This is a genomic window from Rhodococcus globerulus NBRC 14531 (assembly GCF_001894805.1).
Classification (GTDB): domain Bacteria; phylum Actinomycetota; class Actinomycetes; order Mycobacteriales; family Mycobacteriaceae; genus Rhodococcus_F; species Rhodococcus_F globerula.
Genome location: NZ_BCWX01000013.1, coordinates 41,351 through 60,905 on the forward strand (window position 1 = coordinate 41,351; position 19,555 = coordinate 60,905).

At 58.0% G+C, this 19,555-nt stretch carries 17 protein-coding genes; 7 read left to right on the forward strand and 10 right to left on the reverse strand.

The features are described 5' to 3' along the window. Positions 1–108 precede the first annotated feature (108 nt). The 3 genes from RG2_RS30410 to RG2_RS30420 form a co-directional block, all read right to left on the reverse strand. Entirely contained in the window at positions 109–966 is an 858-nt protein-coding gene (locus RG2_RS30410) for a VOC family protein (RefSeq protein ID WP_033236770.1), read from the reverse strand. A gap of 71 nt (positions 967–1,037) precedes the next feature. After that, positions 1,038–2,474, reverse strand: coding sequence for an aromatic ring-hydroxylating oxygenase subunit alpha (locus RG2_RS30415; RefSeq protein WP_033236769.1), 1,437 nt, complete (start codon positions 2,472–2,474; stop codon positions 1,038–1,040). Positions 2,475–2,540: 66 nt separating this feature from the next. Beyond that, positions 2,541–2,822 (reverse strand): ferredoxin, encoded by a 282-nt coding sequence (locus RG2_RS30420; protein ID WP_033236768.1) that lies wholly within the window; start codon positions 2,820–2,822, stop codon positions 2,541–2,543. Positions 2,823–3,414: 592 nt separating this feature from the next. Between RG2_RS30420 and RG2_RS30425 the strand changes: the two genes are divergently transcribed. Both RG2_RS30425 and RG2_RS30430 read left to right on the forward strand, forming a co-directional pair. After that, complete coding sequence (locus tag RG2_RS30425) at positions 3,415–4,932, forward strand: MFS transporter (protein WP_165826232.1); 1,518 nt, start codon at positions 3,415–3,417, stop codon at positions 4,930–4,932. 76 nt (positions 4,933–5,008) lie between these two features. After that, on the forward strand, positions 5,009–5,989 hold the full coding sequence (locus RG2_RS30430; protein ID WP_033236766.1) for an NAD(P)/FAD-dependent oxidoreductase: 981 nt from the start codon (positions 5,009–5,011) through the stop codon (positions 5,987–5,989). Between the two features lie 74 nt (positions 5,990–6,063). Here RG2_RS30430 and RG2_RS30435 read toward each other — a convergent pair whose 3' ends face one another. The 7 genes from RG2_RS30435 to RG2_RS30465 form a co-directional block, all read right to left on the reverse strand. After that, positions 6,064–7,653: an FAD-dependent oxidoreductase gene (locus RG2_RS30435; RefSeq protein WP_230590393.1), complete on the reverse strand. Its 1,590-nt coding sequence runs from the start codon at positions 7,651–7,653 to the stop codon at positions 6,064–6,066. Between the two features lie 53 nt (positions 7,654–7,706). Continuing rightward, entirely contained in the window at positions 7,707–8,282 is a 576-nt protein-coding gene (locus RG2_RS30440; protein WP_230590391.1) for a VOC family protein, read from the reverse strand. A gap of 356 nt (positions 8,283–8,638) precedes the next feature. Then, positions 8,639–9,232, reverse strand: coding sequence for a carboxymuconolactone decarboxylase family protein (locus RG2_RS30445; RefSeq protein WP_051730736.1), 594 nt, complete (start codon positions 9,230–9,232; stop codon positions 8,639–8,641). A 156-nt stretch (positions 9,233–9,388) separates the two neighbouring features. Beyond that, positions 9,389–10,234 (reverse strand): TauD/TfdA dioxygenase family protein, encoded by an 846-nt coding sequence (locus tag RG2_RS30450; RefSeq protein WP_033236763.1) that lies wholly within the window; start codon positions 10,232–10,234, stop codon positions 9,389–9,391. Between the two features lie 78 nt (positions 10,235–10,312). Next, a complete protein-coding gene (locus tag RG2_RS30455; protein WP_033236804.1) occupies positions 10,313–11,059 on the reverse strand; it encodes an SDR family NAD(P)-dependent oxidoreductase in 747 nt (248 codons plus the stop codon). Between the two features lie 181 nt (positions 11,060–11,240). After that, positions 11,241–11,648 carry a nuclear transport factor 2 family protein gene (locus tag RG2_RS30460; protein ID WP_033236762.1) on the reverse strand — a complete coding sequence of 136 codons (408 nt, stop codon included), beginning with the start codon at positions 11,646–11,648 and terminating at the stop codon, positions 11,241–11,243. A gap of 212 nt (positions 11,649–11,860) precedes the next feature. Beyond that, entirely contained in the window at positions 11,861–12,823 is a 963-nt protein-coding gene (locus RG2_RS30465; RefSeq protein ID WP_202026728.1) for a VOC family protein, read from the reverse strand. Positions 12,824–13,388: 565 nt separating this feature from the next. Between RG2_RS30465 and RG2_RS30475 the strand changes: the two genes are divergently transcribed. From RG2_RS30475 to RG2_RS30495, 5 genes are all read left to right on the forward strand, one after another. Then, positions 13,389–14,234, forward strand: coding sequence for an IclR family transcriptional regulator (locus RG2_RS30475; RefSeq protein WP_080711852.1), 846 nt, complete (start codon positions 13,389–13,391; stop codon positions 14,232–14,234). Between the two features lie 1,206 nt (positions 14,235–15,440). After that, the gene (locus RG2_RS30480) at positions 15,441–16,406 is read left to right on the forward strand and encodes an ABC transporter permease (protein WP_230590389.1); all 966 of its coding nucleotides are present in this window, start codon (positions 15,441–15,443) and stop codon (positions 16,404–16,406) included. Then, positions 16,403–17,308, forward strand: a complete 906-nt coding sequence (locus RG2_RS30485; protein ID WP_080711851.1) for an ABC transporter permease — start codon at positions 16,403–16,405, stop codon at positions 17,306–17,308. Before RG2_RS30480 ends, RG2_RS30485 begins: the two co-directional genes overlap by 4 nt. Further along, positions 17,305–18,423, forward strand: coding sequence for an ABC transporter ATP-binding protein (locus RG2_RS30490; RefSeq protein ID WP_051730735.1), 1,119 nt, complete (start codon positions 17,305–17,307; stop codon positions 18,421–18,423). The genes RG2_RS30485 and RG2_RS30490 overlap by 4 nt, the downstream gene beginning before the upstream one ends. Next, a complete protein-coding gene (locus tag RG2_RS30495) occupies positions 18,423–19,469 on the forward strand; it encodes an ABC transporter ATP-binding protein (RefSeq protein WP_033236759.1) in 1,047 nt (348 codons plus the stop codon). The genes RG2_RS30490 and RG2_RS30495 overlap by 1 nt, the downstream gene beginning before the upstream one ends. Positions 19,470–19,555 lie beyond the last annotated feature (86 nt).

The following is a 19,555-nucleotide window of genomic DNA, read 5'->3' on the forward strand; positions in this document are numbered from 1 at the left end:
GTTGTTCATCCGGACCGGCAAGCCAGTTAGATTTCCGTGCAGGAACTTACGCGCTATATGACTGATGCCCCGGCGCTCAAAAAGAGCACCGGGGCATCATGTCTGCAATCAGGCGGGGAGCGGCGGCGGGGTGAACTTGTGTCCCCAGAGCGCCCCTTCGGTTATCGCGTAGGTCGGTTCCTCGGTCTCAACCCGAATGCCTTCCCAACCACATTCGATCGCGTACAACTCCGGCGAATAGACGTAGAACGACAGCATCTGGTCGTTCGTGTGCTTGCCGAGTGTGTTCATCATCGGAATGTTCAGGTCAGCGGCGCGGTCGAGGGCACGACCGACATCATCGATCGAAGCCATTTCGACCATCAAGTGGAGCAGTTTGCCCGGGCCAGGCGTGGGAGCAAGACCGAATGAATGATGTCGCGGGTTGCAACCCATGAAGTACGTCGGGCCCGCTGTGTTCCGCTCGACGAATCCAAGTACGCGAGAATAGAAGTCGAACGCCGACGGCACATCCTCGGCGGAGACGATGGCATGTCCCATTCCCATGTCACCGGTGACGAAACGACTCACCAATGGCGTGTTGATGAGAACGTGATCGAGCACGGGTCCGTAAAACAATTCGACCGGATTTCCAGCCGGATCGTCGAACCGAGCGAATCCTGTAACCCGTCGCTCAGCACATTCTTCAGTCGAACCAGCGGTGACCTTGATTCCCTCTGCTTCTACGGCAGTCACGACTTCAGCCAGGTCACGTTGGTTCAGCACCTCGAAACCCAGTGCCCCGAGCGAGGACTCTTCCGCCGCAGATACCACCAGACGCGGTGGATAGTGGTCCATTCGGAAATAGAGCGAGTCCGGATTGTCTCCGTCGATACGCATCAGCCCGAGGAAGTCCTCCCCGAATGTCTTCCACGCATCGATGTCAGGTGCATTCAGCCTGACATAGCCGAGAGATCGAATCCCCATTTTCCACTCCAATCGTCAAATGACGCAAAGAAAAACGAACAAAACAAAACACGAATTGCTGCGTGCCGAGGTCAGTCGGTCCAGATATAGCGATCCGCAACACGATGATGATTCCAAATCGTCATCTCCTGCTCCTCGCTGAGCCGATGACCATCAAAGCTCGGCGAATGCATTCCCACCGTCACTTCCTTCATATTCGCGAAGTCCTGATTGAAAACCTGCCCCATATCGGCATCGCGGTAATCATCGAAATACTCCGGCGTAAACTCACGCTTCTTGTCGTAGTCGGCAACCGGAATCTGATCAAGACTGAAAACCTCGAACAGACACTTGTTCGGATCATTGTCGACCGGACGCGACCGATACCAGAACACAGACCCCTGACCAGGAAGAATAATGCTGTTGGGGAACACATTCCACGCACTACCCGCCTCCGTCCACTGCTCGGGCGTAATAACCGGCCAGTCGTAGCCCTCCGCAATCGAAAGCTCCCGATACAACTGAAGGAAATACTGACCCGCCGACATACCCTCAGGCACCTCCGACGTCTTCAACGCCTCCGCAGCACGCCAACTACGCTCGTTCTCCAGCCCACCCATATCCTCGTGCAGGTACTGCACTGCATTCGCTACCGACAAGCGCTCATCGGACTTACCGTCGCCACTACGCTTCGACGGATCCTTGCCCGCATCCTTCGACGCCGACGACTTCGGTCCGAGCGCCGAATAATGAGCATGCCGCTCATACACCGTCGTCGGCGCCCACGGACGAATATCAAGCTCGCGCAACGACGCAATCTTGTCATTGGTGCGATCAAGACGAAACAGCTGAGGATGCGTACCCGCAACGTGATACGCCTCGAGAAACGCATCCAACGCCGTCTTCCAGTTGCACTCCATCACAACGCCCTTGCCCCACCGGATCCGAAAATTCTCGATCTGGAACGGCTCGAAAATCCTCGCGATAGGGTCCAGATACTCGAGCAGCGGCTTCGCCTCAGGATCCATATTGATGAATACGAAACCCGCCCACTGCTCCGCTCGCACCTTCCCCAAACCCAGATCGTCATCCGAACGCGGCACGAACTCCTCACGGTCGAGCACCAACTTGATCGAACCGTCCAAATTCCACCGCCACCCGTGGAAAGGACAGATCAACGAACCCACCCGACCACGCCCACGCGCAAGGCGAGTACCGCGATGCCGACACGCATTGTGATACGCACGAATCGAATCCTTCGACTCACGCACCACCAGAATGGAATAACGACCGATCTCGTACTCCACGAAGCAACCGACACTCGGCAACTCCTCAACCCGACACGCAATCTGCCACGTCCGAGTGAACATCTTACCGAGCTCGAGATCCAAGAACTCTTGATCAAGGAAGCGAGTCTTCGGAATGAAAGCTCTTCCCAGACGGTACTTCTCAGGAACCTGCTCCGCCGGAACATCACCCTCGAACCACGGAACAACCCGATCGACCTTGGATTCATCCAGAACGGACATCGACAATCACTCCTCTTGTAACTGATGCTCAATCGTGCGTGTCTGCACGGGAAACTGGGACAACGACTAGCCGGCGTTCGGACCGGCGATTTCGACACCGTCTGACAGGCGGGCAACGTGGATGCAGTTACCGGGACATTCGTCTGCTGCATCTATGACATCGAGGCGAAGGTGTTCTGGCACATTCGCCGACGCCCCCTCATCGGTCAACAAGGGTCCAGCAGGGTCGTTCTTGACGTGTGCTACCCCACCCGCGTCGAACTCGAAGACATCGGGGGCGTACTGAACACACAGTCCATCTCCAGTACACAGGTTGTGTTCGATCCACACTCGAACTTCGTCACTCATGCGATATGCCTTCCTCGTCCACTAGCTTTTCCGGGGCCTCGCAGAAGGTTTACTTCCCCGACAGCAATCCGATACGCAGCGACTGTTGACGGCAGTGCCTAGGCGCAATCTAGCGATGCGCGACCGACTGCTCGAACAACGTCCTAACCAGATCTGCACGTTCGCGAGGAGTCACTGCCACCCGCCGAAACCCATATATCCGGCCTGAAAAATACTCTCCACCAGTCGTTTCCGAATGTCCATTCGCCATTCCATCAAACGGAACCGGGACTATGTAACTTGCATGAACACGATTTATGCTTGCCGGACAATGACGGACCCGCGTGTGAGGGCGCGGCTACTGCACTTGCGCCGACAACACGCACAATCCCCTCCTCGTGCCGACGGCAATCTGACGCCGGCCATTCGTCTCAGCATCGTTACGGAAGTCGTTGCGGCCCTGAAGACCCCACATTGCCGGATCATGCAACGTCGCCGACCGTCTTCTGCACCACAGCTACACCTAGTCCCTCATAGAGCGAACACTCGCGAGGCTGCGTGCCTGCAGGTTCGTCCTTACCTCAATGAGAAGAGATCTCAGATGGCACTTTCGATGACAAAGAATGGCAGCGACCCCGGATCCGCGCAGGGTTGGACCGTCCGCCTGATAGTCGGAACAATTCTCATGGCGATGGTGCTCGAAGCGCTCTCGCTGGGCACCAGCATGGTTTCAATCGGCCTGCCCGACATTCTGAAGGCATTCCCGACGACGCAGGGCGGTTGGCTGACAACCGTCTACTTCCTCGTCGGCGCGGTATGTGCACCGCTGCTCGGTAAAACTGCCGACCTCTACGGCAAACGCCGGGTGCTGCTGATCACGATGATGGTGTCCGGAGTTGGTGCCCTCATCTGTGCCGTCGCTCCGAACTTCACGATCCTGCTGATCGGTCGTGTACTCCAGGGTCCCATCCTCGCAACGCTCTCGCTGATCCCCTCTTTCGTCCGTGACATCTACCCGCCCAAACAAGCCGCATTCGCGGCCAGTATCACCGTGACAGGAATGGGCGCCTTCTCCCTCGCGGCACCTACAGTCATCGGTTGGCTACTGGCAAACTACGGCTTCCGCGGAATGTTCCTGTTCGATGCCATATGGACTCTCGGCCTCTGCGTTGCTATCTGGGTGACCCTGCCCGAATCGAAGATGCGCCGCGAGACCAAGCCGGATCTACTAGGCGGCCTCATCCTGGCTGGTGCTGTCCTGCCTGTGATGCTCTACGTGAGTATGGGCCGGACTTGGGGCTGGCTTGAAGCCTCACCGCTCCTGCTCATCGGCATCGCGCTGGGATTCCTGTTTGTGCGACACACCCGTAATGCCAACGAGCCCATCATCAATCTTTCGCTCTTCCGACGTAAGCCCCTCGTCTTCGTGGCGTTCGCCGGAGCGATTTCATACTCGATATCCGCCTCGATCTACCAGCTGATCCCCCTGCTCGCCATGACCTCGAAGGACAACGGCGGCACATACGGTCTCGGACTGAACACCATCGAATTCTCGGGCATCGCGACTCCGAAACAACTGGCCACGGTCATCGGCGGCGTCGTCATCGGCTTCCTCCTTGCACGGGGGCGGAACCCGCGGATATTCCTGACCCTTGGAGTCGCCCTCTTTGCGACGGCGTTGATCTCGCTCGCGCTGGCACACGATACTTTCGCCACCGTGATGATCGGCAGTCTGCTCCTCGGTCTGGCAGGCGGCGTGTCCAACGCTGCGATCCCGAATCTGGTTATGCGTGCTACTCCCGTCGGCGACCAAGGATCGACCGCCGGCACGGTTCAGTTGTGTACGACAGGAGCATCCTCGATTCTTCCCGTCGTCATGTTCGCTGTCCTGGCTCCCTACATGATGGCCGCACCGGAAGGTGGTGTGTTCTACCAAGACCAGGGCATCACCATGTGGCTGTGGATCTCGGCCGCTATCTGTGTCGTTGCCCTCGTCGTCGGTGCCACGGTTCTCCGCGAGCGGCGTGGCGAAAGCTTCGAGGAGTTCTCGGTCAACAGCCCGAACCCAGCATCGGATACCGCTGACGGCGTCGCACCGCCAGCAGCCGATCTAGAAGCCAACAAGATCTGACATCTACACGTTGGTCTGCCGACACGCTTCGGTAGCAGACCAAACTCATCGTTGCCACACATCAGGAGGTTGGCCCATGGCCGAGACCGTTACGACAGACATCCTCATCATCGGTGCAGGTCCCGTTGGACTGTTCGGTGCATACTCTGCAGGTTTTCGCGGCTTGTCCACAGTGCTCGTCGATGCCCTTCCCCAGTGCGGAGGACAGATCACCGCACTGTATCCCGAGAAGGAGATCCGCGATATCGCAGCCGTCCCGGGCTCTCTCGGCCGGGAAGTTGTCGCTGCGCTGAAGGCACAAGCCGACGCTTTCAAACCGATCTACCTTCTAGGGCGCCAAGCAGTCACTCTCGGTTACACCGACGGTCGCCCTGTTGTCACACTCTCCGATGGCACCGTTGTCAATGCCGGTGCAGTGATCGTCACCGCCGGCATCGGGACCTTCACTCCCCGCACACTCCCGGCCGGAGAAGAGTTTCTCGATCGTGGCCTGAGCTATTTCGTACCCGACCCGCAGGAACACACTGACCGCGACGTACTCGTCGTGGGCGGCGGCGACAGCGCCGTAGATTGGGCCCTTGCCCTGCGGAAGATCGCTCGATCCGTCACTTTGGTACACCGCCGCAGCGCGTTCCGAGCCCACGCGGCGAGTGTTCAGGAATTGATGGACAGCGGCGTCGAGATCATTACCGACGCACAGGTAGAGGCGCTCCACGGAAACGGCACACTGCAGCAAGCCCACATTCGAATCGACGGTCAGAGTGAGCCTCGAATCCTCCCGGCGGACGCGGTAGTCGCCGCCTTGGGATTCATCAGCAATCTCGGACCGCTGACTGAATGGGGCATGGACTTGGACCGCCGCACGATCGTCGTCGACACTCGTATGCAGACCACCGCCGCACATGTCTATGCGGCCGGCGATATCACGTCGTACACAGGCAAGGTTCGGCTCATGTCGGTCGGGTTCGGCGAGGTTGCCACAGCTGTCAACAACGCAGCCGTCGCCTTGGATCCTGCACTCTCGCTCTTTCCTGGTCACTCAACCGACGCTGCATAAACACCAGATCAGAAAGTCGATGGCCCCGAAGGAAATCCTTCGGGGCCATCGACTTTCATCTGACACTTCGCGAATCAGCCGTTCGGACCAGCCATGTCCAAAGCAGCCAGGTACGAGAAGACCATCGACGATCCCACCGGACCACCCGCACCGGGGTAAATCCGACCAGTCATCGGTGCCATCGTGTTGCCCGAGGCATAGAGACCTGAAATCACAGACCCATCCTCCCGCAGAACTCTGGAGTTCTCGTCCGTCTTCAGTCCGCCCTTCGTCCCGAGATCCGACAGTACGATCTGCGCCGCGTAGAACGGCCCCTTGTCGATTACACCCAGGCACGGATTCGGGCCGTCCTCGTGACTGCCACACATACCGACGATGATTCGATCCCACGGTGCGTCGCCTCGGCCGAACGCTTCATCCTTGCCGCTGCGCGCGTACTCGTTGAACTGCTCGACGCTCTTCGTCAGGGCGCCTGCCGGAATACCGATAAGCTCTGCCAACTCCTCGAGTGTGTCAGCCTTTCGGAGAACACCGGCAGCGAGGAACTTGTCCACATCGAACCAATTCGTGGACTGCGGTGCGACCGGAGGCGATGCAAATGCCCGTTCGTTGTCGAACTGGCGTTGATCGAACACCCAATGCGTCGGCAGATGCGACACCTCCGACGCTCGGTGCGCACGAAGTATCTCATGACCCGACCTGTCGTACGGAAGTCGTTCATTCATGAAACGCTCACCGGCATCGTTCACCCAAATGCCACTCCACACAGAGGTATAGAACACCGGACGCTCATTGGGAACCACCAGTCCCGGAGCAAACCAGGCTTCCTCGAGTAGATCAGTCGCAGCACCGATTTCCATGCCGGCAACTAGAGCATCACCAGTATTGCCGGGCGCTCCCTGGGACCATTCATCCGTCACTTCCGGTTGATATTTCTGACGCAGTTCAGCGTTCCTCTCGTAGCCACCGGCTGCAAGGAGCACGCCTTGACGCGCACGGATAGTTATCGATCCACCATCCGTGGTCGCGTCGACCCCAACTACGCGGTCGCCCTCCAGAACGAGCCGCTCCAGACCGGTGTTTGTGCGGATCGTTCCGTTACCAGTGGCTACGAAGGCAAGCAACAGTCGAGCGATCAGCGCCTGCCCGCCAGTCATGACGGGCCCCGGCTCTGCACCCGAACGCTCAGCCCACTGCGGTCGCCGAACCAGCGGCTCGAGGTCACCCAAAGCCGAACGATCAAGCGGCTCAGGAAAAATCGTGCGCCCGGTCGACAAGCTGCCCGGAGCCTTCTCGAAGTAGTCAGGAACGCCCTGCCAGTAAAACTGTCCAAGCCATTCATGGCTCTCCAGTTCGTCGATCATCGGCGCCCCCACCTGCAGAAAGGCTTCTCTCAGCGCAGAGGGAGCATCGTCACCGACGATCGCATCCAGATAAGGCCGGGCTTGATCCGGACCGGAGTCGACCCCGGCGCGACGCTCCGCGGCATTGCCTGGCAGCCACAGGCCAGACCCCGAGTATGCGGTTGTACCACCGATGAACTCGGTCTTCTCGATGACAAGAGTCTGCAGACCGCGCGAAGCCGCAGCGAGTGCACCGACCAACCCGGCACCTGAACCGACGACGATGACATCGTAGATGTCATCAATCTTATTGCTTTCCACTTTCATTCCTCTCGTGTATTACCGGAAATGCGCGACACGCGATGTAGCGGAAATCAATTGACCACGTTCGAGGCCGCTTCCAGCTTCGCGAATCCGCTCGCACCGGCTTCGTCGAGTTCCATCACCTCGACGAAGTGACCGAGTTCCGCCGTCAGATCCAGATAACCGAACCGGATACCGCCGCTTCTTCCGTATTGCGCCCACGTACGCCCACTTTCGGCAACGATTGCGGATGCCTCGTCGAAATCGTCCACGCGAAAACCCATGTGATGGAGTGTCGCTGGAGCACCGCCGCGCAGTGCGCCCCGGTAAAGATCGACCGCGCCACTGACCGGCCGAATGATCTCGATGTTGGTTGCGCCGGCGTTGACCAACGCGACATCGATCACCCATTCTTCGGCTATTGTTCCTCCGACAACTACGAACGATCCCTGGGGTTCATTCCCATTCGCACGTGAGGACTCTTCGGCCGCAATCTCATCAGGCCGACGACCCAATGACGATCGATAGTGTTTCACGCACTGGACTGTCCCCAGCGTTTTCTCGAGAAATTCTGCGGCGGCATCGATATCGTCTGCCACATATCCGAGTTGCATACAGTTACGTAGCAGATCACTCAATGATTTCATCCGAAACCTCACCTTCAGCCTTGTAGATATGAGTGGGCGCTCGCCACGAGCGTGTGCAGATCACCGAGCCCACAACACATTGACTGTCGCCGCTCGGAAGGCATCGAGTCCACCGCTCATACCATCAGGCGGAATCGGATCCGATCCTTTCAGCGGTAGTGGACGCTCGAGCGCCTAACCGGTCGACTGCCCCGAACAGCGCAGTGCATCACAGGTGTTGGACCCGGCGACTCCGATTCGCGGCATCGACAAACGTCCCCCACAGGCCGTCGGGGCGGGCCGCACCAGTGGGTACGTCCCCCTGCGAATTGACCGACTGCTCCACAAGGACTTTCATCGTGGGGAGTCCAGGGCGACTAGAAACCTTGCATTCCAGGTTCCAGTTGCAGCCCGAAGGTGTTGAACACCATGCAATGCATGTCGTAGGCGCCGATCAGGAAAACCACGTCCATCATCTGCTTGCGATCGAAGTATGTTGCAAGCTCAGCCCAGGTGGCGTCGGAAACGTAACGGTCCTGGCAGATTTCTTCTACGGCGCAGAGCAAAGCCGCATCCATCGGACTCCAGATAGTCGCCGATGAGCCAATTTTGACGGCCTCGATCTCGTCATCGGAGAGCCCCGCAGCTCGACCCATTCCTGTATGTTGCGCCCACTCGTACTCACCTCGTCGTAACCATGAAGTCCCGAGCGTGAGTAGCTCCCGGTCCCGTTCATTCAACGTCGAATCGCGCAGATGATTGGAAAACGTCAGCCAACTGCGACTCAACTCAGGGTGCCACGCGTAGATAGCGATGATGTTGGGCACTGATCGGGGCTGGGGAGGAGTCACGACCGGTGGCTGCGCGCCGACAGTCGAGTTGCTCTTGCCCGTGCTCAGGACAGACAACGCGTCTCGAACTTCTTCGTCCCAATCTTCCAGGGGGCGAGGAACAATCCGGGGTTCACTCACTGCGTCACTCCATTGTGCTCTGGTAGACGGGACTGACGATCCAGTCGGACTGGGGTCGCTCACCTTTGTCGACCTCCCCCACACGGTCTACGCGTTGACATATTGCCTTACGTTTTCTGCGGCTGTGCAGCAGACCCTACAAACCCAAGCTGGGTGTTACTCAGTGGGTTCCTCACCGACAAGTGTGCAGCGGATCATTTCGCGCGCGGAACCGTCTTCGTAGGGTTGCACACGGTGCAGCATCCCCGGATTGTCCCAGATCACGGTGTCACCGACCGACCATTCGTGGCTGTACACCCGATCCGGCGTTGTGGCCCGAGCAACGAGATCGTCGAGGAACAACCGACTTTCGTCCTTACCCATACCCACGATGTAGTCCGACGTGCCGCCGATGATCACCGAAGGGCGGCCCTCACGGTGCCGCCAGACCATCGGGTGTTCACGGCTCTGCATCGCCGCCCAGGCCTGTTCCTGCTCCGGAGTAGGGTTCGGGATCACTCGTCGCCGGGAACCGGCGACGGAGTGCACAACCCGCATCGTCGACAACCGGTCCTTCTCTTCATCGCTGAGCGAGTCGAAGAATGCACGGGTGCTGGCGAATTCGGTTTGGCCGCCGGTCTCGGATGTGACCGCGCAGGTGAGGATTGTTGCCGGTGAGGGGTTCTTCTCGGCGGGCAGAGTGCAGCCGTCCATGTGCCAGTTGAACGTGCCGCGCACGGTCTCCTGGCCACCGTTCTTCTTCGGGTCCATCGAGACCCGCTGAATTCCGGGTTCGTTGTACTGCTCCCCGTTGGTGCGGTCCAGGGTGCCGAGTCGTTCACTGAATTGGAGTTGGGTGTCCGGAGTGAACCCGAGGTCATGGAAAAGAAGGACGCCGTGCTCGCGTAGTGCGTTCCAGATCAGTTCCGGGACAGTGTCGTCGTGAAGCAGTTGGTCGAGGCCGATGCCGCTGATCTCTGCGCCCATGGACGCCGTCAGTGTGTTGATGGTCAAGGTACTCATGAAACGTTGTCTCCTTGGAGAAAAGGATTCCTGTCCGGAATAGACCTGTCGCCGTAGCCGGCGCGGCTACGGCGAGGTTCAGGCGAGGTAGGAACCGCCGTTGACGCTGACGGTCTGCCCGGTAACAAAGGACGCGTCGTCAGAACACAGGTACGCACACGCCCCTGCGATATCTGCGCCGGTGCCCATGCGGCCCACTGGAATATGTCGGCCCATCACTTCATTCGACGGGACCAGACCGGCTTCCTGCTTACGGCGAACACTGGGGGTGTCGATCGAAGACGGGGAAATGTTGTTGATCGTCACGCCCAACGGCGAGTATTCGAGAGCAAGCGTCTTCGTCAACGCGATCACACCCCCCTTCGACGCGGCGTAATGGGCCATCTTCGGACCGCCACGCTGTGCACTCGACGAGGAAATGAAAACTACGCGGCCCCAACCAGATTCGACCATTTCCGGCAAAACCGATTGCGCACAGTTGAATGTGCCGGTGAGGTTGATCGCCATGATCCGATTCCAGGACTCCACACTGATTTCCGCGAACGGCTCCTGAATGGCAACCGCGGCACTGGTAACCAGCACACTCACTGAACCCAGCTCTGCCCGGACCTCTCCGAGGACGCGATCGACGTCAGTTCGATCACTGACGTCAAGCTGATACCCGACAGCCTGGCCACCGGCAGCTACGATCTCTTTCGCTGTCAACTCGGCACCGTCACCATTGAGGTCGAGAACAGCGACCGCGTAACCGTCGGCACCTAGGCGCTGACAAATTGCGCTACCGATACCTGAACCGCCGCCGGTCACCACCGCCACACGCTTCATCACAAGCACCGACCCAATCCCTCAAAAAGACTCACGAACTTCGACCAATCCCTAACGGCCATAACCATGGACCTTTCAAACGCGGCATTATCTTCCGGAGGCACCGGATTGATTCTCGGACTTTCGGCTGGTTCCCGGAGCACTCCGAATTGACCAGCCGGTCGATCGAAGACCTTGGAACTCAGATTGCAAAGGACAGTGTCCGGCGCTGGAACAGCCACGCGCCGCTGACGGACCGCAGGATGTCCTGATACTTACCGACCATGATGAGCCCCCAACCGGCGTCGCCCTTTTGAAGGACGAGGAGGTCACTGCTCACCTCTACCTCGCCTTCCTTCTGATCGGAGACAAGCGTATTGACGACCACATGCCGTAAGGGCGCCCCACCTGTCGTGGTCGCGTAGTACTCACGGATCGCATCGTGCCCCTCGGCAACCACACCGAAATTGGGAATCTCGAATACGGCGTCGCTGCTGAATGTGGCTAGGACGTCGTCGAAACGGCCAGAATCCATCGCCTGGGTGTATGCAGCGAGGCTGGCCTGGACACCTGCGACAACGTCTGCGTAGGTCAGAGTTTCCGTACTCATACGACCTCCTGGGTCAGCACATCGATACACAGACGGAATGGGCATCGAAGGGTGCGGGTGGGATGGGCGGCGGATGCCCACAATTTTGGTTCGAGATGTGACTGCCAACACAGATAGTTAAGCACAGTTTGTTAAGAAATGGGAAGCATATTTTCCGGCAATCTTCTCGAAACCCAGCGGTTGGGCGTCCCTGTGCGCGCAGGCGTACATGTTCAACGCGGATCACCTGGGACCCTCTTGGTTGTAAAGCCCCACGGGACACCGAGACTCGTAGAGGGGTCGGTAATGATCGTGTCGTCAGTGCGGGTCAAGATGCGCAAGCCCTGGGCTTCGACATGACGTTCGACCCGATCGATGTCGACAACTTTCCATGTTATTGCGTGATACACGTCGTCCGCACCATTCGCAGCAAGGTCTGCTTGCGCGGCCGAATCTGCATCCGGTGCTGCGTACTGGAGGATCGCATCGGCAAGATGAACGTACGAACCGGTGACACACCGGACATTGTCGTGACCCTCATGGATGACTGTTCCACCCAAGACATCGACGACAAACTTGTGTGCCCGGTTCGGGTTATCAGTCAATACCGTGTGGTGCGAACAGTATTCGATGCCCAGCGGGTCATCTTCTGACACAACGGGAATAGACCAGTCAGGCGTCAGTCGGAGGTCAGGCTTGAAGGGAAACAGCGGAAAGAAGTAGTAACGAATTCCGGCATCCACCGGAAGCGTATGGAAGTGCGGAATCGGGCCGGCCATCGGCAGCTCGTCGCCTTCGGCAATTTCGTCCTGGCTGTTGGTAACTCGGATGCCTTGATGCTTGAGTTCGCGGTAAAGCTCGGGCATTCCCTCGATGTACCAACCGAAGGTCTGCAAATGTCCCTGCTCGACTGCAGGTCGCTGGACTCCCCCAGTGATGTACCGCTTCGGATCAAGACTGTCGATCAGAACGTCGCCAACAGAAGTAAATATCGAATGGTCGATGGAATGATTCGGCTTCGGCGGTGCTTTCCTTACCGACGCGAGGGGGGTGCTCGACCGGCCGAAAACCCTCCGGTAAAAATCTTCGGCTTCGTCGAGATCAACAACGTGAAGCACAGGGTGGTAGATCATCTTGACGCGAAAGTCACGCTCACGAGCTTGAGCATTTATAATGCTTCTTGTGTTTTCAGACATGGTCACCCTCTCGTGTCATGACAATGCAATCGATCGATTTCCCTCTGCGCACCGGTATCGTTGTGCACCGGTGCGTTTGTGTATCGGTACCGGGATCTCTACACCGGCACACATCCGGAACGGTGCCGACTACCTCGCGGGTGTCGGTTCGAGCGCGATGCCTACTGGAAATGGCAAAAAGCCCTTGCAGTCGTTCACAACCACTTCGCGATCATCTCGCTCCCTGATCCGGCAGTCCCTCGCACTCACCTCGGACCGACTGCCGCACAGCAGTGCGCCAGCCTCCATGCCTGGATCAGGTCAGAGTTGGACCGATCCAGGTCCGACCACATCGAATCCTAGCAATTAAGCATAGTAGCTTGGATTGTGTCAATCACCTGACACGAGCATCGACAAATGGTGCGGTCACATGCATTGCTTGATGTCGACGCGGTTTCCGAAGTACACCCGAGCAAGGGTCGCGCTGGACTCCCGACTTCACGCAGCGAGACCACGTTGATGCTAACGTTCGATCGAACGGGACACTCGTTTCGCTGTGAAGAGTCAAGTGCCACACAGAAGACGAATGACGCAAAGAGCAGATCCCGAGGAGATGAACTTGGTCGTAGAAAGTCCACAGGAACTGTTGGAGCAGAACGAAATCAGGCGGCGCCGTGATCCACTGGGGCGAGCAATACAACTTTTGGTCCACATGGTCGACAGCGGTGAAGAGGCCTACGGTGTCCGAGAATTAGGTACGCGACTGGGCGCGAGCGCGAGCACAGCCCACCGTCTACTCGGCGAACTTGAACAACTCGGAATGGTAGATCGGACACCCAGCGGCACCTACCGAGTCGGACTGGAATTCCTGCGAATCGCCCGAACCTCGATAGCCCAGTTCCCACTACACGACAAGGCGAACGACGTTCTCTGCGAGCTCACTCGACGCAGCGAAGAAACCTCGTTTCTCAGTGTTTACAGTAGTCAACGTCAACAGATGATGTTCACTTTGTCCATCGAGTCCGCTCATCCGCTCCGCTACGTGCTCCAACTGAACAAATGGCTCTCGGTCCACACCGGCGCGAGTGGACTCGCGATCCTCGCGTTCCTACCCGATGAGGATCGCCGCGAGATCGTGGAAAAACAACTCGGCACATCGCCTGATATCAGCGACGATACGTTGCGCCTCACCGAACGCCTTACAGAGATTAAGCGCCAGGGCTACGCCAGTTCCCGAGCCGAACGGATCGTTGGTGCCGTGGCGGTGGCCGCACCCGTGTTCGGGCCCTCCGGTGAGGTTTTCGGCGATGTCGGCGTCACGATCCCCGAGAGTCGGTTCAACGAAACAGACGAACCTGTCCTTGCCGGACTCGTCGTCCACTCGGCCGAGATCCTCACTGTCAGTATGGGCGGGACTGTACCTACGAGTTGACCGAATGTCAGATTCCGCCGAAACATGCTGATCTCGGCTGACTTCCGTATTCGTTCCCCCCGCCACAAGAATCGCTGCAGGAATCGGCTTTAGCGGGTCGACACTTGACGGCGCGGTCTTGTAGCCCCGAAGGCTCTGGCTGCTCGAGACAGGCAGATGCGCCTGGGTACCAAATCCATTGCAGACAGCCGATTTTAGTCAAATAGGACCGTACGGTCGTGTTGGTGGTAACTCCAATGACCGAAGGGCATGTGCACGGCTACCGATGGTCGAAATATTCACTCCCCGGGTAGCCGACGGCGCATGCTGTGAGCGATGACAAAACCGAGTGGCGCTTAATTCGATCTAGTCATCTGAGCGTTGAAACCCGGAGGCATTGCCAATCTGTCGGCACCTATTCGCCGAAACGACTGCGGATCCCAGCTCACATCTGTAGCTTTCACAAGGCCGCCACTGAGCACCGCAGCTCCAGGGGCGACGCGAATTACCGAGGCCTGATCGTGTCCGCACCGGCGCGATATCGCCAGATAGGACAACGCCTTCGTGAAGATATGCGGTGAGTGCAGCACGCCCGAACCCGTCAGACATAGAGGCCGTTTTGGCCTGTGAACAGCCCGAACTCGTAAACCGGCGGGAAGATCGACTGGGTCGATTGCCGCCGAATCCACGAAACTTCAACCTTCTACGGCCGACCGAGATTACGGCTCTGCACCACTACACACATCGGACTCTGCCGAGAACTGAGTTCTTAAACCAAGTAAATTACCTTGATCGTCCAGAGCGAATGGGTCTCCTGAAGAACAGGACCGGGCACACCCCTTGACGCTGACAACCTCAGCTGCCAAGCTTAATCGAAACACGGAACATGCGTTCCGTTATCCGGAACGATAACGAGCGCTGTTTCGTAGGAGTGCTCAACGAACTGGTTAGATCCCGAGACCGCGTGAGGACGACGATGCCAGTATCCGAGCCGGCTCAACTGCAGACCTTCCTCACCAGAACTGCATGGGAAGTGAACTGGCCGAAGGCATATCGCCTCAGCTGACTTCTCGGCCGGCACGTCGGTCCACTTTCGATCCGGACGCACTTCGTAACTGTCATCGCACCGCTGTTCCCCACTCGCTTGACTGCGCTTCTCGAGCAAATTCCGGAAGAAGGATGTCCCGTGGGGTTAAAGAGATTGGGATGTAAAGAGATGGTAGAAAAGTGAAAACATGGAATTTCACGCAGCGAGCTGGTTCGCTGTTCCAGTTCCTGATGCTGCTGTTCATGGTATCGGTGGCGGTGTTCTTGCTCCTCGAGCTGATTCCAGGCGACCCAGTGGATGCGCTTCTTCCACCAGATGCCTCCCCTGAGCAGATAACCGCCGCCAGGGATGCGTACGGACTCAATGATCCACTGCTGCAACGGTATTTCGGTTGGATGGGAGGGGTTCTCCATGGTGACTTCGGCAGGTCCTATCAGACGGGCGTTTCCGTCGGAGAGTCGATCATGGAGCGGCTTCCCGTCTCCCTTGAACTTGCTCTGGTTTCCATAATTTTGGCTCTGGTCATAGCGATTCCGACGGCAGTCTGGTCGGCATACCGTCCGGGCGGAATAGTCGATCGGGTGACCACGATCATTTCGTCGGCCATGTTGGCAACACCGTCTTTTGTTCTGGGAATCGTGCTTATCTTTGTTTTTGCAATGACACTGAATATCTTTCCGCCGATGGGGTGGGTGCCGTTCTCGGAAGACCCGATTGCACATATTGAGAAACTGATACTTCCGGTGGTAACTCTTGCCGCGTCCGAAATCGTGCTCTTCATACGAATTCTCAAGGGCGATATGATGACTACTCTCCAGCAGGACCACGTTCTGTCGGCCCGCGCGCGTGGGCTTCCGACATGGCGCATCCTGTCGGGGCACGCATTGAAGCAGTCTTCCTTCTCGTTGGTAACTGTGTCCGGAATGGTGATCGGCCGGCTCATCGGAGGCACCATTTTGGTTGAGGCGATCTTTTCTCTCCCCGGCTTGGGAACACTAGCCATCAATGGAATTCACTCCCGCGACTACGTCGTGGTGCAAGCTGTGGTGCTGGTCTGCGCTGTCGGATACATACTCATCAACGCATTGGTTGACCTCACCTATCCGCTACTCGACCCGAGAGTCAGGAAGGAAAGGACGTCATGAGCGAAGTTATCCAGGATTCGCCCGGATCCGTCGCCGTGGCGGAACGGAACGCGCAGTCCCCACTGCCAGAAGTGGTTATCAAGCCCATTCGGCGCCGGCGTGATATCGGCGCCCTGATCGGTGTTATCTGGATTACCGTTGTGTGCCTGGGCGCGATTTTCGCGAACGTACTGCCTCTGCCGGATCCGAACGACGTTTCCAGCGTTTTCAATGCGATTCCCGGAACTGACGGGCATATTCTCGGAACCGATTCGCTAGGTCGAGATGTCTTGTCTCGCCTAATATTCGGCGCCCGTGTGTCGCTGGCAGTTGCCATCGGTGCCACCAGCATCTCGCTTGTCCTCGGCGTAACCCTAGGGATGCTCGCGGGCTACTTCGGAGGAACAGTTGACAAGTTCATCTCGTTGTTCATCAACTTCACGCTTTCTTTTCCTCCGCTGATCTTCCTGATCGCCATGGTGGCAGTTCTCGAGCCGAGCCTGAGCACACTGGTGATTGCGCTGGCCATCATGGGCATCCCGAACTTCGCACGTGTCGCTCGGGCCAACACGTTGGCTTTTGCTGAACGCGAGTTCGTTACTGCTGCAAAATCTTTGGGTGCATCACCGCTACGCATCCTGCTCCGTGAACTGCTGGCGAATGTCATGCTACCCATTCTGTCGCTGGCGTTGGTCGTGATGGCGACTCTCGTGATCGCCGAGGGATCTTTGAGTTTCCTCGGCGTGGGTGTTCCCCCGCCGACTCCCAGCTGGGGTGGCATGCTCGCAGCTGGTCGCGAACAGATGAGCCGGCACCCTCAGCTTGTACTGATACCAGCGCTGTTCTTCTTCGTAACCGTCTTCTCCTTCAACAGGATTGGCGACTGGGTTCGTGGACGTGTTGGAAAGGATTCGGCGATATGAGTCAGGCAATCAAGTCTCCCGAGCACGAACATTCTTCGGCGGATGTCGACTCGACCGAAGTACTTCGGGTCAGGGATCTCCGGGTGTGGTTTCAGACGCCGAAAGGGCTGGTCCGGGCCGTTGAAGGTGTCGATCTCGATTTGCGTCGCGGTGAGACATTGGGCATCGTCGGTGAATCCGGATCGGGCAAATCCGTTCTGTCCCGGGCGATCATGAAGATCCTCGCTCCCAACGCGCATGTCCTTCCGGGTAGCAAAATCATCCTCAACGGAGTGGATCTGGCAACAGTTACCCGCAAGGACAACCCGCATTTGTGGGGCGTGGACCTATCGATGGTTTTCCAAGACCCGATGACGTCGCTGACGCCGGTGATCACCATCGGAAAGCAACTGACCGAGACGCTCAGTTTCCACCTCGGTCTCGACAAGAAGCAAGCCACGGCAGAGGCGACACGACTGCTCCGAATGGTAGGCATCCCCGAACCGGAGAAGCGCTTCAGCCAGTACCCGCATAATCTGTCGGGAGGTATGCGTCAACGCGTTACTATCGCACTTGCCATCGCGTGCTCACCCAAACTACTTATCGCGGACGAGCCGACCACCGCGCTGGATGTGACAGTTCAGCATCAAATCCTGAACCTTCTGCAGGATCTGCAGGAATCGTCGGGAATGGCCATGATCCTCATTACCCACGATTTGGGTGTGGTCGCCGGCCGTGCTGACAACATTGCGGTGATGTACGCCGGACGTGTAGTCGAGAAGGCGCCTACACGCCAATTGTTCGCAAACATGCGCCATCCCTATACCAAGGCACTTATTGATGCGATCCCCAAGGTTTCTCATCCGAGCCATACTCGGCTTCCGTCCATTCCCGGGCGTCCCCCGATTGTGATCGACCCACCTGCGGGATGCAGTTTCGCTTTGCGGTGTGCTTCAGCGCAATCTCGTTGTCTCGAGGAAACCCCGACCCTGCAGATAGATCCATTCCAGCCAGAACACTCGGCAGCCTGCTTCTTCCCGCTGGGCACCGCTGACGGAGATGCCGCTCGTTTACGAAATTCCGAAGCAGGCTTCACTGCTGCGGGTACCCCGGTTGGTAATGAGGTGATGATCTGATGGCTGGTAGTGGAACAGCACATCTACGCGACCAGGATGACGTCGTTCTCAGCGTTCGAAATCTGGTGGTGGAGTACGCCGGCCGTGGCGGACAGCGAGTCTATGCAGTGTCGGACGTCAGTTTTGACGCTATCCGCGGTGAGACAATCGGCCTGGTCGGTGAGTCCGGTTGCGGCAAGTCCAGTGTGGCGAAGGCAATCATGCAACTTCCGGGTCCTACCTCCGGATCGGTCGAGTTCGATGGCGTCAACGTTGTCGGTCTCAAAGGCGCTGCGTTGCGCCGCCAACGCCGCAAGATTCAGATGATCTTTCAGGATCCGATTTCCTCGCTGAACCCGTTGCGCAAGGTCAAGGACATCATCGCCGAGGGTCTGCGCATACACGACGACCTGAGCAAGTCGGAGGTTCTGGCCAAGACGCAGGCGATGATCGAGCGGGTCGGACTTGACCCTGATACTGCCGCAGACCGCCGTCCCCACGAATTCTCGGGTGGTCAATGCCAGCGCATTTCCATCGCGCGCGCCATGGTGCTCGATCCCGAGGTGATTGTCTGCGACGAGCCGGTATCGGCACTGGATGTTTCGGTTCAGGCTCAGATCATGAACCTGCTTCATGAAATGAAGGAGCGGTACCAGCTCACGATGGTCTTCATCGCCCATGATCTGGCCGTGGTCAAGAACCTCAGTGACCGCATCGTGGTGATGTACCTCGGAAAGATCTGTGAGATCGGAACTTCGGAGGAACTCTTCTCGTCCCCGGCCCATCCCTACACTCGTGCACTCGCACAGTCGATTCCAGAACCTGATCCCGATGCTCCGATTCGGGAGGCCGCACTCTCTGGCGACTTGCCTTCGCCGCTGAATCCGCCGAGTGGGTGCCGGTTCAGGACACGTTGCCCGTTGGCGCAAGAACAGTGCGCCTCTGATGAGCCGGAAATTCGAGAGGTTCGTCCAGGTCGCTTCGTCGCCTGCCACTTCCCTCTCGACGACTCGGCGCTCCTGCAGGCAACTGGTCAGAGTTCGGTGCTGTCAAAAAATCCCGCCTGATACACGAAGTCCCACAAGCACAGACATCTTCCGAACCCTCACGAGCAGGGACGGGTAAGCAAATGAGAATGGAGTTCACTTTGCGC

Bases quoted from the DNA above. Each gene is read 5' to 3' on its own strand.
- RG2_RS30460 (WP_033236762.1), bottom strand. From the start codon at position 11,648: ATGAGTACGGAAACTCTGACCTACGCAGACGTTGTCGCAGGTGTCCAG.
- RG2_RS30455 (WP_033236804.1), bottom strand. From the start codon at position 11,059: ATGAAGCGTGTGGCGGTGGTGACCGGCGGCGGTTCAGGTATCGGTAGC.
- RG2_RS30420 (WP_033236768.1), bottom strand. From the start codon at position 2,822: ATGAGTGACGAAGTTCGAGTGTGGATCGAACACAACCTGTGTACTGGA.
- RG2_RS30495 (WP_033236759.1), top strand. From the start codon at position 18,423: ATGGCTGGTAGTGGAACAGCACATCTACGCGACCAGGATGACGTCGTT.
- RG2_RS30415 (WP_033236769.1), bottom strand. From the start codon at position 2,474: ATGTCCGTTCTGGATGAATCCAAGGTCGATCGGGTTGTTCCGTGGTTC.
- RG2_RS30410 (WP_033236770.1), bottom strand. From the start codon at position 966: ATGGGGATTCGATCTCTCGGCTATGTCAGGCTGAATGCACCTGACATC.
- RG2_RS30475 (WP_080711852.1), top strand. From the start codon at position 13,389: ATGACGCAAAGAGCAGATCCCGAGGAGATGAACTTGGTCGTAGAAAGT.
- RG2_RS30430 (WP_033236766.1), top strand. From the start codon at position 5,009: ATGGCCGAGACCGTTACGACAGACATCCTCATCATCGGTGCAGGTCCC.
- RG2_RS30485 (WP_080711851.1), top strand. From the start codon at position 16,403: ATGAGCGAAGTTATCCAGGATTCGCCCGGATCCGTCGCCGTGGCGGAA.
- RG2_RS30440 (WP_230590391.1), bottom strand. From the start codon at position 8,282: ATGAAATCATTGAGTGATCTGCTACGTAACTGTATGCAACTCGGATAT.
- RG2_RS30425 (WP_165826232.1), top strand. From the start codon at position 3,415: ATGACAAAGAATGGCAGCGACCCCGGATCCGCGCAGGGTTGGACCGTC.
- RG2_RS30450 (WP_033236763.1), bottom strand. From the start codon at position 10,234: ATGAGTACCTTGACCATCAACACACTGACGGCGTCCATGGGCGCAGAG.
- RG2_RS30465 (WP_202026728.1), bottom strand. From the start codon at position 12,823: ATGTCTGAAAACACAAGAAGCATTATAAATGCTCAAGCTCGTGAGCGT.
- RG2_RS30490 (WP_051730735.1), top strand. From the start codon at position 17,305: ATGAGTCAGGCAATCAAGTCTCCCGAGCACGAACATTCTTCGGCGGAT.